The following is a 13,049-nucleotide window of genomic DNA, read 5'->3' as shown; positions in this document are numbered from 1 at the left end:
CTGGACGGGCGGCGGCGGGGACTCGGTCACGTCCCCCATTGTCCCAGAGCAGCTCAACCGAGTTTTCGTCGCGGGGCGCCCGGCCACCCGCGGGCGGTAGGGTGAGGCCACCGCCCGATCATGAACGGAGCCCGCCGTGTCGACGAAGAACCACCCGAAAAGCGTGCCGGGGATACCGGTGGTGTTCCCGGCCTGGCTGGACCGCTGGCAGATGAAGTACATGAACCCGGTGGTGAAACCGGTGGCGCGGTATCTGCCGGGCACCGCGGTCATCAAGCACCGCGGCCGCAAGTCCGGCAAGCCCTACGAGACGGTGGTCACCACCTACCGCACGGGTGACCTGATGGCGATCGTGCTCGGCCACGGCAAGGCCGACTGGGTCAAGAATGTGCTGGCCGCCGGGGAGGCCGACGTCCAGCTGTTCCGCCGCGAGCTGCGCCTGACCAGCCCGCGCATCATCCCGGCCGGCGCGGACGGCGAGGGCCTGCCGTGGGCGGTGCGGCTGCAGCTCCGCCGCGCGGCCGTGCTGGTCGCCGACGTCAGCGGCTGAGCCCCGAGCTCACATGTCCAGGCCGATGTCGAGCACCCGCACCGAATGGGTGAGCGCCCCGACGGCCAGGTAGTCCACGCCGGTGGCGGCGTACTCCGCGGCGGTGGCCAGCTCCAGCCCGCCGGAGGACTCCAGCAGCACCCGCGGGGCGCGGGCGTCGCGGCGCTGCACCGCGATCTGGGTCTGCCAGACCGGGAAGTTGTCCAGCAGCACCAGCTCCACGTCCTCGGCGAGCACCTCGTCGAGCTGGTCGAGGGAGTCCACCTCCACCTCGCACGGCAGGTCGGGGGCGGTGGTCCGGACGGCGCGCAGCGCGGCCACCACCGAGCCGGCGGCCGCCACGTGGTTGTCCTTGATCAGCGCGGCGTCGCCGAGCCCCATCCGGTGGTTGACGCCGCCGCCGACCCGCACCGCGTACTTCTGCAGGGCGCGCAGCCCGGGCAGGGTCTTGCGGGTGTCGCGGATGCGGGCCTTGGTGCCGTCCACCGCGTCCACCCAGGCCGCGGTGGCGGTGGCGATCCCGGACAGGTGACACACCAGGTTGAGCAGGGTGCGTTCGGCGGTGAGCAGGCCCAGCGTCAGCGCCTCCACGGTCAGCAGCGCCGCCCCGGCGTCGACCCGGGCGCCGTCCTCGCTGCGGTCGATGATGCGGAAGCCCTCCGGGCCGAGCACCTCGTGCAGCACCAGCAGCGCCAGGTCCACCCCGGCGATCACGCCCGGCGCGCGGGTGACCAGCGACGCGGTCGCCATCGCCCCCTCGGGCACGGTGGCCAGCGTGGTGATGTCCGGGCCGTAGCGCAGGTCCTCGTCGAGGGCGCGGCCGATGACCGCGCGGGCCTCGGCGTACTCGGGTTCGGTCAGCGCCATCACGCCACCGCCACCGTCGTCGCGGCGCCGACCCGCGGGCCGGGCGCGTGGATGTCGATGCTGGCGGCCCGGTCCGGGTCGGTCCCGGGGTGGTCGCGGCGGTGGTGGCAGCCGCGGCTCTCGGTGCGGGCGGCGGCCGCGGCGGCGACCGCGCCGGCGGCCAGGGTCAGCGCACTGTCCTCGACGTCGGCGCGGCTGCGCACCGGCCGGGTCTCCGCGGCGGCCAGGACGGCGGCCAGCCGGTCCAGGCCCGCGGCGTCGCGGACCACCGCGGCGTCCCGGGCCATCGCCTGCTGCAGTGCGGCGCGGGGCAGCACCCGCCGGTGCGGCGGTTCCAGCCAGACCGCGTGCGCCCCGCCGGCGCTGCGGGCGTGCGCGGCGGCTGCGCGGCCGGCGCGCTCCCCGACCACCAGGCCCTCCAGCAGGCTGTTGGAGGCCAGCCGGTTGGCGCCGTGCATGCCGGTGCGGGCGACCTCCCCGGCGGCGAACAGCCCGGGCAGGGCGGTGCGGCCGGTCACGTCGGTGCGCACTCCGCCGCAGCTGTAGTGCGCGCCGGGCACCACCGGGATGGGTTGGCGGGCCGGGTCGACGCCGATGGCGCGGCAGGCCGCGGTGACGGTCGGGAACCGCCGGGCGACGTCGGGCAGGTGGCGGGCGTCCAGGTAGACGCACGGCGCACCGGTGGCCGTCATCCGGGCGTCGATGGCGGCGGCCACCACGTCGCGGGGGGCCAGATCGCCCATTGGGTGCACCCCGTCGGTGATCGCGTCGCCGCGTGCGTCGACCAGCCGGGCGCCTTCGCCGCGGATGGCCTCGGTGACCAGCGGGCGTCGCGCGCCGCCGGGCCCGCCGAACAGCATGGTCGGGTGGAACTGGATGAACTCCAGGTCGGTGACCGCGACCCCGGCGGTCAGCGCCAGCGCGATGCCGTCGGCGGTGGACACCGCCGGGTTGGTGGTGGCGCGGTAGAGCTGGCCGAGCCCGCCGGTGGCCAGGATGACCGACGGTGCCTCGATCACCCCGATGCCGTCGGCGGTGAGCACCTGCACCCCGGTGACGGCGGTGTCGTGCAGCACCTCCACGACCAGGTGGCCGGTGCGGACCGCCAGCCCGGCCGCCGCGGCGTCCAGGGCGCGCTGCACCTCGGCGCCGGTGGCGTCGCCGCCGGCGTGCACGACGCGGCGCCGCGAGTGCCCGCCCTCCCGGGTCAGCGACCAGCCGCCGCTGGCGGCGGCGTCGAACCGGGCCCCGTCGGCGACCAGGGCGGCCACCGCCCGGTAGCCGTCGGCGACGATCGAGTGCACCGCCTCGGGGTCGCACAGTCCGGCGCCGGCGGCCAGGGTGTCGGCGACGTGGGCGGCCACCGAGTCGTCGGCGTCGGGCACCACCACCGCGATGCCGCCCTGCGCGTAGCGGGTCGCGGTGGCCTCCGGGCCGCTGCCGGCCTTGCTGAGCACCACCACCCGGGCACCGGCGCGGTGCGCCGCCAGCCCGGCCGCCAGCCCGGCCACCCCGGTGCCGACGACCGCGACGTCGACGCGCTGCCGCCAGGCCGGGCGCAGCGTCATTCGCCGCCGCCGGGCTGGCCGATCGCGACCATCCGCTGCACCGAGCCCAGGGCGGCCTCCCGGGTGACCGGGTCGACGTCGACCTCGTCGGCGCCCTCGAGCAGGCAGCGCAGCAGCGCCGCCGGGGTGATCATCTTCATGAACTTGCAGGAGGCCTTCTCGTTGACCGCCCGGAAGTCGACGTCGGGGGCGGCGTTGCGCAGCTGGTAGAGCATGCCGACCTCGGTGGCCACCAGCACCTGTTTGGCGCCGGTGGACCGGGCGGCCTCGAGCATGCCGCCGGTGGACAGGATCTTGACCCGCTCCTCGGGCACCGCGCCCGCCCCGGCCAGGTACAGCGCCGAGGTGGCGCAACCGCACTCGGGGTGGACGAACAGTTCGGCGTCGGGGTTGCTGCGGGTCTGCGCGGTCAGCTCGTCGCCGTTGATGCCGGCGTGCACGTGGCACTCCCCGGCCCACACGTGCATGTTCTTGCGGCCGGTGAGGCGCCGCACGTGGGCGCCGAGGAACTGGTCGGGGCAGAACAGCACCTCCCGGTCCGGGCCGATGGCGTTGACCACGTCCACCGCGTTGGAGGAGGTGCAGCAGTAGTCGGTGAGCGCCTTGACCGCGGCGGTGGTGTTGACGTAGGACACCACGACCGCCCCGGGGTGCTCGGCCTTCCAGGCCGCCAGGTCCTCGGCGGTGATGGAGTCGGCCAGCGAGCAGCCCGCCCGCTGGTCGGGGATGAGCACGGTCTTGTCCGGGCTGAGGATCTTGGCGGTCTCGGCCATGAAGTGCACGCCGCAGAACACGATGGTGTCCTCGCCGGCGGCGGCCGCCGCGCGGGCCAGCGCCAGCGAGTCCCCCACGTGGTCGGCGATGTCCTGGATCGCCGGCAGCTGGTAGTTGTGCGCCAGGATGGTGGCGTTGCGCGCCTCGGCCAGCGCCCGGACCGCGTCGGCCCAGCGTTGGTCGGGTTCGACACCGCCGTAGCCGGTCGGGGTGTCGACGATCTGCGCCGCGAGGCTCTCGGCCGCGGTGACCGTCTCGGTGCGATTGAGGATCGTCATCGCCGTTCCTTCCGCCGGAGAGGTTTTCGACTTACAATCGAAAACATGGTTTATGGTAACACTCGCCACGAAGTGCTCGCCGTCGTGTTCCAGGTTCGCGACCTGGAGACGGCGAACCCGCAGCTCAGCGTGCTGCTGTGGCAGCGGGCCCGCGAACCGGCCCGGGGCGCCTGGTCGCTGCCGGGTGGGCGGCTGCGCGACGACGAGGACCTGACCACCTCGGTGCGCCGCCAGCTGGCCGAGAAGGTCGACCTGCGGCAACTGGCCCACCTGGAGCAGCTCGCGGTGTTCTCCGACCCCGCCCGGATGCCCGGGCCGCGCACCGTCGCCGCCACCTTCCTGGGGCTGGTGCCCTCTCCCGCCACCCCCGAACTGCCGTCGGACACCCGCTGGCACCCGGTGGCCGACCTGCCGCGGATGGCGTTCGACCACGGCCCGATGGTCGCCCACGCCCGCACCCGGCTGGTGGCCAAGATGTCCTACACCAACATCGCGTTCGCTTTGGCGCCAACCGAATTCGCGGTCTCCACGCTGCGCGACGTCTACGAGGCGGCGCTGGGCTACCAGGTCGACGCCACCAACCTGCAGCGGGTGCTGACCCGGCGCAAGGTGCTCAGCCGCACCGGCACCACCGCCCAGTCCGGGCGGGCCGGCGGGCGGCCCGCCGCGCTGTACCGGTTCAGCGACGCCGAACTGCGCATCACCGACGAGTTCGCCGTGTTCCGGCCGCCCGGCGACACCCGACTGGATTCTTAACGTCCTCTTAAGCCAGAATGTCTCCTGGCCGACCCCGGCCGCGAAGGGAGACAGCTGATGGACTTGGGCAGCGTTGCGACCGCCGGCCAACCGCAATGGATCGGGCAGGCGCCGCACGAGGAGCTGCCCAGCCCGCGCCCCAAGGGCGCGCCGCCGCTGCCCACCGACGACCCCTTCTATCAGCCGCCGGCCGGCTACGAGCACGCCCGGCCCGGCACCGTGCTGCGCAGCCGCGACGCCGAACCGGCCTTCCTGGGGCTGATCCCGGTGCGCGTCACCGCCATCCAGCTGCTGTACCGCACCACCGACATGAACGGCGACCCGGAGGCGTCGGTGACCACCGTGCTGGTCCCCGCCGACCGGGCCCCCGGGATCGCGCACCCGCTGCTGTCCTACCAGTGCGCGATCGACGCGATCACCGCCCGCTGCTTCCCCTCCTACGCGCTGCGCCGCGGCGCCAAAGCCTTCGGCTCGCTGGCCCAGCTGGAGTTCCTGCTGATCGGCGCCGCGCTGGCCGAGGGCTGGACCGTCTCGGTCCCCGACCACGAGGGCCTGGCCGGGCTGTGGGGCTCGCCCTACGAGCCCGGCTACCGGGTGCTCGACGGGCTGCGCGCCGCGCTGGCCTGCGACCGGCTCGCCCTGCCCGCCGACGCGCCGCTGGGGCTGTGGGGCTACTCCGGCGGCGGGCTGGCCAGCGCCTGGGCCGCCGAGCTGTGCGGCCAGTACGCCCCCGAACTCGAGATCGCCGGCGCGGTGCTCGGCTCCCCGGTCGGCGACCTGGGCCACACCTTCCGCCGGCTCAACGGCACCGTGTTCGCCGCGCTGCCCGCGCTGGTGGTCGCCGCGCTGAGCCACCGCTACCCGGGCCTGCGCCAGGTGATCGACGAGCACGCCACCGAGGCGGGCCGGGACCTGCTGCGCTCGCTGGAGTCGATGACCACCATCGGGGCGCTGTTGCGGCTGCGCGGCACCGACATGGACGACTTCGTCGACTGGCCGCTGGAGCAGGTGCTGGACCTGCCCGCGGTGCAGCACGTGTTCACCCACACCCGGTTGGGGGTGCAGACCCCCGCCCCGCCGGTGCTGCTGGTGCAGGCGGTCCACGACCCGATCATCGGCGTGGCCGACATCGACGCCCTCGCCGACACCTACCGGGCCGGCGGCGCGCACGTCACCTACCACCGCGACGCGTTCTGCGAGCACCTGCTGCTGCACCCGCTGTCGGCGCCGATGTCGCTGCGCTGGCTGAGCGACCGGTTCGCCGGGCGGCCGCACCCCGAGCGCCCCGCCCGCACCCGCTGGCCGACCCTGTTCAACCCGGCCACCTACCAGGGCATGGCCCGGCTGGTGGTGGTCAGCGCACAGCTGCTGACCGGGCGGCTGGTTCGCCGGCGGCCGCTGTGACCGGCTCCGGCGGGTAGGCGTCCAGGTCGTCGCGCACCGCGGCGACCACCCCGACCGCGTAGGCCAGCGCGCCGGCCGCCGCCGGCAGCAGCAGCGTCGTCGCCACCTGCAGCGGCAGCGGCCCGAAGAACGCCCCGGGCGCCTGGGCGAAATACCAGATCCGGTCGTCGGGGGTCACCGGCGCGGCGGCGACGTCGACGGTGCCGTAGCGCAGCGCGACCAGCACCTCCCCGACGACGGTGGCCAGCACCGCGGCGCTGATCGTGCCGAGGGAGAACGCCACCACCATGGCCGGGCCGCGATGCGCCCGCCACTGCCACACCGCGCTGGCCGCCACCACCGCGACCACGACCAGCATGCCGAGCATCAGGAACGCCGCGTCAAAGAAATGGTCGTGCTCGTTGCCCAGGTAGGCGTGGATGCGCTCCCCGCTGCGGGCCAACGCCACCACGCCGTGCACCGGCGGGGCCAGCCAGGCCCACAGCCCGCCGACCGCCACCCCGGCCGCGGCCAGCGCGCCGACCACGATGGCCAGCGCCCGGGCCCGCGGGATGCGCGGCGGCGCGGTCACCGGTGCGGGTCCAGCTCGGTGGAGTCGACCTCGCCGTGCCGCGCGCAGCGTGCCCGCCAGCCGTCCGGGCGGATCTGCACGACCATCCGCCGGCCGCACTCGGCGCAGTACCGCGGCGGCTCCAGCCCCAGTTGGGCGGCGGTGGGCAGCGCCGATCCCGCCGGGCCGCCGGTGTAGACGTTGTAGACCCCGGCGCCGACCGGGGCGGGCAGCTCAGCGAGCATCACGGTGCATCACAGGCTGGCGTTGAACGCCTTGAGCGGCATCTGCAGCTCGTCGAGCATGTCCAGGTCGTCGTCGATGGAGCGGCCCAGGGTGGTCAGGTAGTTGCCGACGATCACCGCGTTGATGCCGCCGAGCAGGCCGCGCTTGGCGCCCAGGTCGCCCAGGGTGATCTCGCGGCCGCCGCTGAACCGCAGCATGGTGCGCGGCAGCGCCAGCCGGAACGCGGCGATCGCGGCGAGCGCCTCGGGCACCGGGACCAGGTCGACGTCGGCCAGCGGGGTGCCCGGCCGCGGGTTGAGGAAGTTCAGCGGCACCTCGTCAGGGGCCAGCTCGGCGAGCTCGACGGCGAACTCGGCGCGCTGCTCGAGGGTCTCGCCCATGCCCAGGATGCCGCCGCAGCACACCTCGATGCCGGCGTCGCGCACCATCGACAGGGTCTGCCAGCGCTCCTCCCAGGTGTGGGTGGTGACCACGTTGGGGAAGTGCGACCGGGCGGTCTCCAGGTTGTGGTTGTAGCGGTGCACGCCCATCTCGGCGAGCCGGTCCACCTGGTCCTGGGTGAGCATGCCCAGCGACGCGGCGATCTGGATGTCGACCTCGCTGCGGATCGCCTCGATGCCGGCGGCCAGCTGGGCCATCAGCCGCTCGTCGGGGCCGCGCACCGCGGCCACGATGCAGAACTCGGTGGCGCCGCTCTTGGCGGTCTGCTTGGCCGACTCCACCAGGTTGTCGATGTCCAGCCAGGCGCTGCGCACCGGGGAGGCGAACAGCCCCGACTGCGAGCAGAAGTGGCAGTCCTCGGGGCAGCCGCCGGTTTTGAGGCTGATGATGCCCTCGACGTCGACCTCCGGGCCGCACCAGCGCATCCGGACCTCGTGGGCCAGCTCCAGCAGTTCGTCGAGCCGGTCCTCGGGCAGTTCCAGCACCGCGAGCACCTGGTCCTTGTTCAGGCCCTCGCCGCGGTCGAGCACCTGCTCGCGGGCCACCGCCAGGATGTCGGAGTTGTCCATTGCCGCCTGCGTCACCCGTGCTCCCTTGATCGTGCTCGACTTGAACGGTGTTCAGGTTAGGGTAGCGATGTGCCACCGCACAAACGTGACCCCCGCGCGGAGATCGTCGCCGCGGCCGCCGGGCTGCTGGACCGCTACGGCATCGCCGACCTGACCATGCGCCGGCTGGCCCGCGACCTGGAGCTGACTCCGGGCGCGCTGTATTGGCACTTCGCCAACAAGCAGGAGCTGCTCGGCGCGGTCGCCGACCGGCTGCTGGCCCCGGTGCGCGCGGCCGGCGCCGCGCCCGGCTGGCGGGAGCGGATCGAGGGGCTGTGCCTGCGGCTGCGCGACGCGCTGCTGTCGCACACCGACGGCGCCGAACTGGTGGCCGCCAGCCACGCCGCCGGGCAGTCCGCCACGCTCGACGAGGTGGTGGCCCGGCTGGCGGGCGCGGCCGCCGAGGCCGGGTTCGGCCCCGGGCACGCCGAGTTGGCCGCCCGCACCGTCTTGTACTACGTGCTCGGCTTCACCGTCGACGAGCAGTCCCGCAGGCAGTGGGACGCCGCCGGGTCGGCGCTGTCCGCGCAGGCCGCCCCGGCCGCCGACCCCGACCGGCAGTTCGCGTTCGGGCTGAACCTGGTGATCGACGGGCTGGCCGCCCACCAGCGGGTGCCGGTCGGCTAGAGCGGGTGCTCGACGCGCCGGTCGCCGTCCCAGCGGCGTAGCCCGGTGAACGTGCCGGCCAGCTCGGCCGGCCGGGCCGCGATCGGCACCGCGGCGGCCAGCTGATCGGGGCGGACCCGCCGCGCCAGCGTGGTGTGGGCGGTCCAGCGCCCGGGTGCGGCGGTGGGCATCGGCGCGGGCCGCGAAAACGGGCCGGCCACCCGGTCCACCGCGGCGTGCACGGCGAGCAGTTCGGCGCTGGGCACGATCAGCCGGACCAGCACCAGCCGGTCCCGGCCGAACAGCACCGGCGCCCCGACCCGGGCGGGCAGCGGCAGCCGCGCCGCCACCTCGCCCAGGGCCGCGTCGACGCCCGGGTCGATGCGCTCGGCGACGGTGAGGGTGACGTGCGGGCGCGCCGACGCCGGCGGGGCGGCCAGCCCGGCCTCGCGCAGCGCCGCCCAGATCCGCCGCAGCCGCGTCTCGGTCGCCGGGTCGAAGAGCAGCTCGACCGAGTGCGCCACCGGCTAGCCCACCAGCCCGGCCGGCCACGCCGGATCGAACGCGTCCGCGCTGAGGGCGGCGAACGCGGCGGGCGCCAGCCGGCCGGCCCCGGCGGGCAGCACCGCGCGCAGTGGCGCGTAGCCGGCCAGCACCTCCCGGTTGCCCGCGGCCACCGTGTCCGGCTGCGCCGGCCAGCTGCCCAGCACCAGACCCGCACACGAAATATTATGGGCGGCAAGGGCTTCCAGGGTCAGGGCGGTGTGGTTGAGGGTGCCCAGCTCGGGGCCGGTGACCACCAGCACCGGCGCGCCGAGATCGGCGGCCAGCTCCCGGAGGGTGACCCCGCCGGCGGCGAGTTCGACCAGCAGCCCGCCGGCGCCCTCGACCAGGGTCAGCCGCCCGGGCCGGTCGAGGGCGGTGAGGAACTCCCCCACCGCCGCGCGGGACGGCAGCGCGGCGCCGGCCAGCGCCGCCGCGGCGGCGGGAGCCAGCGGGCGTGGGTAGCGGGCCAGTCCGGCCAGGGCGGTGACGCCGGCCAGCCGGGCGATCTCGGCCAGGTCGTCGTCACCGGCTGCGGTGCCGGTCTGCACCGGCTTGGCCACCGCCACGTCGAGGCCGGCCAGCCGGGCGTGGCAGGCCAGCGCCGCGGTGGCCACCGTCTTGCCGACCCCGGTGTTGGTGCCGGTGACGAACAACAGGCTCACCGGCGGGCACCGGCCAGCACGTCGGTGAGCACCCGGCGGGCCAGCTCGAGGTCGGCGTCGGTGAGGGAGGCGCGGGCGGTCAGCCGCAGCCGGGAGGTGCCCGCCGGCACGGTGGGCGGGCGGAAGCAGCCCACCCGCACCCCGGCGTCCCGGCAGGCGGCCGCGGCCGCCACCGCCACCTCGGGGTCGCCGAGGATCACCGACACCACCGCGGCGTCCGGCGGGTCGGGCACCGCGCAGTAGCCGGCCAGCAGTCCGGCGTTGCGCAGCACCGCGGCGGGCAGGTCGGGCCGGGCGATCAGCTGCGCCAGCGCGGCGTCGGCCGCACCGACCGCCGCGGGCGCCAGCGCGGTGTCGAAGATGAAGCTGCGGGCGGCGTCGATGAGGTGCTCGCGCACCGCGACCGGACCCAGCACCGCCCCGCCCTGGCTGCCCAGCGCCTTGGACAGGGTGGCGGTGATGACCACGTCGGGGGCGTCGGCCAGGCCCACCTCGGCGAGCAGGCCGCGCCCGCCGGGGCCGCGCACCCCCAGTCCGTGCGCCTCGTCGACGATGAGCAGCGCCCCGTGCCTGCGGCACACCGCGTGCAGCTCGGGCAGCGGGGCCAGCGCCCCGTCGGCGGAGAACACCGACTCGGTGATGACCACCGCGCGCTCCTCGGTGCGGGCGGCCAGGGCGGCGGCGACCGTGTCGACGTCGCGATGCGGGGTGACCGCCACCCGCGCCCGGGACAGCCGGCAGGCGTCCACCAGCGAGGCATGGCAGGCGGCGTCGGAGACCAGCAGCGTCCCCGGCCCGGACAGCGCCACCACCGCGCCCAGGTTGGCGGCGTAGCCGGAGGAGAACACCAGCGCGGCGGGGGCGCCGACGAAACCGGCGAGCCGGCGTTCGAAGTCCTCGTGCAGCTCGGTGGTGCCGGTGACCAGCCGTGACCCGCCGGCCCCGGCGCCCCAGGTGCGCAGCGCCGCCACCCCGGCGTCGACGACGGCGGGATGGGTGGCCAGGCCCAGGTAGTCGTTGGAGGCCAGGTCCAGCCCGGTGGGCGCCGGGGGGCGGGCGCGCAGGGTGCGGCGCAGCCCGGCGGCGCGGCGCGCCCGGGCCACCTCGGCCAGCCAGGCCAGCGGGGACACCCCCGTGCTCCTCACCCGATGCTCCTCCGCCGGTGCCGCTTGAACACCGTTCAGGCTAGTGCACCGGCGGCCGCGACCATGCCCGCACCGATGGCGGCGATCTCCTCGGCGGTGCAGACGTAGGGCGGCATCGCGTAGACCAGGTTGCGGAACGGGCGCAGCCACACCCCGGCGTCCAGGGCGGCGGCGGTGGCGGTGGGCAGGTCGACCGGCTCGTGGGTCTCGATCACCCCGATGCCGCCGAGCACCCGCACGTCGGCGACCGCGGGCAGCGCCGCGGCCGGGGCCAGCGCGGCGCGCAGGCCGGCGCCGATGGCGGCCACCTCGGCGCGCCAGTCCCGGGCGAGCAGCAGCTCGACGCTGGCCACCGAGACCGCGCAGGCCAGCGGGTTGGCCATGAAGGTCGGGCCGTGCATCAGCGCGCCGGCCTCCCCGGCGCTGATGGTGGCGGCGATGTCGGCGCTGCACAGGGTCGCGGCCATGCTCAGGTAGCCGCCGGTCAGCGCCTTGCCCACGCACATGATGTCCGGCCTGACCCGCGCGTGGTCGGCGGCGAACAGCTCCCCGGTGCGCCCGAACCCGGTGGCGATCTCGTCGAAGACCAGCAGCACGTCGTGGCGGTCGCAGATCGCGCGCAGGTCGGCCAGGTAGCGCGGGTCGTGGAAGCGCATGCCGCCGGCGCCCTGCACCACCGGCTCGACGACCACCGCGGCCAGCTCGTCGGCGTGCGCGGCGAGCTGGGCCTCGAACGCGGCGCTGTAGTCGGGGTCGTAGCCGGCCGGCACCGCGGGCGCGAACAGCTGGCGGGCCAGGATGTCGGTCCACAGCGAGTGCATGCCGCCGTCGGGGTCGCAGATGCTCATCGGGGTGAAGGTGTCGCCGTGGTAGCCGCCGCGCCAGGTCATCAGCCGGTGTTTGGCCGGCCGGCCGCGAGCCCGCTGGTACTGCAGCGCCATCTTCACCGCGACCTCCACCGCCACCGAGCCGGAGTCGGAGAAGAAGACGGTGTCCAGTCCGGGCGGGGTGATCTCGACCAGCAGCCCGGCCAGCCGGGCGGCCGGTTCGTGGGTGAGGCCGCCGAACATGACGTGGTTCATCACCTCGAGCTGGCGGGTGAGCGCGGCGTCGAGCACCGGGTGGCCGTGGCCGTGCACGGCGGTCCACCACGAGCTCATGCCGTCGAGCACCGACACCGGCTCGCCGTCGCGGATCAGGGTCAGCCAGGCGCCGCGGGCGGCCACCGCCACCAGCGGGGCGTCGGTCCCGGCGACGCCGATGGTGCTGTAGGGGTGCCACACGTGCGCCGCGTCGAGGGCGCTGATCTGTGCGGGGGTGAGGGCGGGGGGCGGCGCGGCCACGTGCACCGAGGGTAGTGCAGCCCGCCCGGGGCGGGGGACGTCACCGTCGGGTCACGGTACGACGAATTCTGCTGCACAAAACGCCGCACCGCTGGCACACTGCCCCGCCGGTGTTGTAGAAGTGACAGTAGTTACGTGTGTTGTTTGAGAGAACGGATCGACCGATGAAACGCCTCACCGCCCTCCTGATCGGCCTGATGCTGGCGGTGGCCACGCCCGGAGTGGCGTCGGCGCTGCCGGGTGCCACCGCGCCGGGCAACGGCTCGATGATCGACTACGTCATCGCCCGCGGGCTGTCCCAGCGCGGCGTGCCGTTCTCCTACGGCGGCGGCGGGGTCGGCGGCCCCACCCACGGCGTCGGCCGCTACCTCAACGTGGTCGGCTTCGACGCCTCCGGGCTGACCCAGTACGCGTTCGCCGGCGCCGGCATCAAACTGCCCCGTTCCTCGGCCACCCAGTACCAGGTCGGCCGCAAGGTGCTGCCCGCGCAGGCGCAACGCGGCGACCTCATCTTCTACGGGCCCAACGGCACCCAGAGTGTCGCGCTCTACCTGGGCAACCAGCAGATGCTCGAGGTCTCCTCGGCGGTCACCGTCGCCCCGGTGCGCGCCGCGGAGATGGCGCCGTATCTGGTGCGCATCCTCGATTCCTGACCCCCGGCCGCGCGGGCCTGCGCCGCGGGCCTGCCCCGCGGGCCTGCACGAT

Annotated in this window: 14 protein-coding genes and 1 pseudogene; 5 read left to right on the top strand and 10 right to left on the bottom strand. The window is 75.1% G+C overall.

Features of this window, described 5'->3' with window-relative positions; translation table 11 throughout:
* Window positions 1-136: 136 nt before the first annotated feature.
* Window positions 137-550 carry a nitroreductase family deazaflavin-dependent oxidoreductase gene (locus A5643_RS06330; RefSeq protein ID WP_066853099.1) on the top strand — a complete coding sequence of 138 codons (414 nt, stop codon included), beginning with the start codon at window positions 137-139 and terminating at the stop codon, window positions 548-550.
* A 9-nt stretch (window positions 551-559) separates the two neighbouring features.
* Here A5643_RS06330 and nadC read toward each other — a convergent pair whose 3' ends face one another.
* From nadC to nadA, 3 genes are read right to left on the bottom strand one after another with little or no spacing between them, the layout of a single operon-like run.
* The gene (nadC, locus tag A5643_RS06325) at window positions 560-1,417 is read right to left on the bottom strand and encodes a carboxylating nicotinate-nucleotide diphosphorylase (protein WP_066853098.1); all 858 of its coding nucleotides are present in this window, start codon (window positions 1,415-1,417) and stop codon (window positions 560-562) included.
* Entirely contained in the window at window positions 1,417-2,985 is a 1,569-nt protein-coding gene (locus tag A5643_RS06320) for an L-aspartate oxidase (RefSeq protein WP_066853096.1), read from the bottom strand. The genes nadC and A5643_RS06320 overlap by 1 nt, the downstream gene beginning before the upstream one ends.
* Window positions 2,982-4,037 (bottom strand): quinolinate synthase NadA, encoded by a 1,056-nt coding sequence (nadA, locus tag A5643_RS06315; RefSeq protein ID WP_066853094.1) that lies wholly within the window; start codon window positions 4,035-4,037, stop codon window positions 2,982-2,984. Before nadA ends, A5643_RS06320 begins: the two co-directional genes overlap by 4 nt.
* Window positions 4,038-4,082: 45 nt before the next feature.
* Here nadA and A5643_RS06310 point away from each other — a divergent pair, with 45 nt between their 5' ends.
* Both A5643_RS06310 and A5643_RS06305 read left to right on the top strand, forming a co-directional pair.
* The gene (locus tag A5643_RS06310; protein ID WP_066853093.1) at window positions 4,083-4,793 is read left to right on the top strand and encodes an NUDIX hydrolase; all 711 of its coding nucleotides are present in this window, start codon (window positions 4,083-4,085) and stop codon (window positions 4,791-4,793) included.
* Window positions 4,794-4,850: 57 nt separating this feature from the next.
* Window positions 4,851-6,197, top strand: coding sequence for a lipase family protein (locus A5643_RS06305; RefSeq protein ID WP_082948767.1), 1,347 nt, complete (start codon window positions 4,851-4,853; stop codon window positions 6,195-6,197).
* Here the strand turns inward: A5643_RS06305 and A5643_RS06300 are convergent.
* The 3 genes from A5643_RS06300 to bioB are packed head-to-tail and all read right to left on the bottom strand — an operon-like array spanning window position 6,148 to window position 8,003.
* Window positions 6,148-6,768, bottom strand: coding sequence for a DUF2567 domain-containing protein (locus tag A5643_RS06300; protein ID WP_066853089.1), 621 nt, complete (start codon window positions 6,766-6,768; stop codon window positions 6,148-6,150). The two genes, A5643_RS06305 and A5643_RS06300, sit on opposite strands and share 50 nt — an antisense overlap.
* Window positions 6,765-6,992 carry a biotin synthase auxiliary protein BsaP gene (gene bsaP, locus A5643_RS06295; protein ID WP_066853087.1) on the bottom strand — a complete coding sequence of 76 codons (228 nt, stop codon included), beginning with the start codon at window positions 6,990-6,992 and terminating at the stop codon, window positions 6,765-6,767. The genes A5643_RS06300 and bsaP overlap by 4 nt, the downstream gene beginning before the upstream one ends.
* Window positions 6,993-7,001: 9 nt before the next feature.
* Entirely contained in the window at window positions 7,002-8,003 is a 1,002-nt protein-coding gene (bioB, locus tag A5643_RS06290; RefSeq protein WP_066853085.1) for a biotin synthase BioB, read from the bottom strand.
* Window positions 8,004-8,072: 69 nt separating this feature from the next.
* Here bioB and A5643_RS06285 point away from each other — a divergent pair, with 69 nt between their 5' ends.
* The gene (locus A5643_RS06285) at window positions 8,073-8,669 is read left to right on the top strand and encodes a TetR/AcrR family transcriptional regulator (RefSeq protein WP_066853078.1); all 597 of its coding nucleotides are present in this window, start codon (window positions 8,073-8,075) and stop codon (window positions 8,667-8,669) included.
* On the opposite strand, the gene A5643_RS06280 is transcribed toward A5643_RS06285, so the two are convergent.
* The 4 genes from A5643_RS06280 to A5643_RS06265 are packed head-to-tail and all read right to left on the bottom strand — an operon-like array spanning window position 8,666 to window position 12,344.
* The gene (locus tag A5643_RS06280) at window positions 8,666-9,172 is read right to left on the bottom strand and encodes a 2'-5' RNA ligase family protein (RefSeq protein ID WP_066853077.1); all 507 of its coding nucleotides are present in this window, start codon (window positions 9,170-9,172) and stop codon (window positions 8,666-8,668) included. The genes A5643_RS06285 and A5643_RS06280 overlap by 4 nt on opposite strands.
* A gap of 3 nt (window positions 9,173-9,175) precedes the next feature.
* Complete coding sequence (bioD, locus tag A5643_RS06275; RefSeq protein ID WP_066853075.1) at window positions 9,176-9,856, bottom strand: dethiobiotin synthase; 681 nt, start codon at window positions 9,854-9,856, stop codon at window positions 9,176-9,178.
* Window positions 9,853-11,001, bottom strand: coding sequence for an 8-amino-7-oxononanoate synthase (locus A5643_RS06270; protein ID WP_066853073.1), 1,149 nt, complete (start codon window positions 10,999-11,001; stop codon window positions 9,853-9,855). The genes bioD and A5643_RS06270 overlap by 4 nt, the downstream gene beginning before the upstream one ends.
* 35 nt (window positions 11,002-11,036) lie before the next feature.
* On the bottom strand, window positions 11,037-12,344 hold the full coding sequence (locus A5643_RS06265) for an adenosylmethionine--8-amino-7-oxononanoate transaminase (protein ID WP_066853071.1): 1,308 nt from the start codon (window positions 12,342-12,344) through the stop codon (window positions 11,037-11,039).
* Window positions 12,345-12,508: 164 nt separating this feature from the next.
* Between A5643_RS06265 and ripD the strand changes: the two are divergent.
* Window positions 12,509-12,988, top strand: a pseudogene (ripD, locus tag A5643_RS06260) (NlpC/P60 family peptidoglycan-binding protein RipD); the annotation flags it as partial.
* Window positions 12,989-13,049 lie beyond the last annotated feature (61 nt).

The organism is Mycobacterium sp. 1274756.6 (assembly GCF_001668625.1).
Lineage (GTDB): Bacteria > Actinomycetota > Actinomycetes > Mycobacteriales > Mycobacteriaceae > Mycobacterium.
The sequence above is the reverse complement of the archived record's forward strand: the minus strand, read 5'-3'. Positions and strand labels throughout refer to the sequence as shown.

Coding starts and splice junctions, on each gene's coding strand:
- nadA (WP_066853094.1), bottom strand. CDS start 4,037: ATGACGATCCTCAATCGCACCGAGACGGTCACCGCGGCCGAGAGCCTC.
- bioB (WP_066853085.1), bottom strand. CDS start 8,003: ATGGACAACTCCGACATCCTGGCGGTGGCCCGCGAGCAGGTGCTCGAC.
- A5643_RS06310 (WP_066853093.1), top strand. CDS start 4,083: ATGGTTTATGGTAACACTCGCCACGAAGTGCTCGCCGTCGTGTTCCAG.
- A5643_RS06305 (WP_082948767.1), top strand. CDS start 4,851: ATGGACTTGGGCAGCGTTGCGACCGCCGGCCAACCGCAATGGATCGGG.
- nadC (WP_066853098.1), bottom strand. CDS start 1,417: ATGGCGCTGACCGAACCCGAGTACGCCGAGGCCCGCGCGGTCATCGGC.
- A5643_RS06320 (WP_066853096.1), bottom strand. CDS start 2,985: ATGACGCTGCGCCCGGCCTGGCGGCAGCGCGTCGACGTCGCGGTCGTC.
- bsaP (WP_066853087.1), bottom strand. CDS start 6,992: ATGCTCGCTGAGCTGCCCGCCCCGGTCGGCGCCGGGGTCTACAACGTC.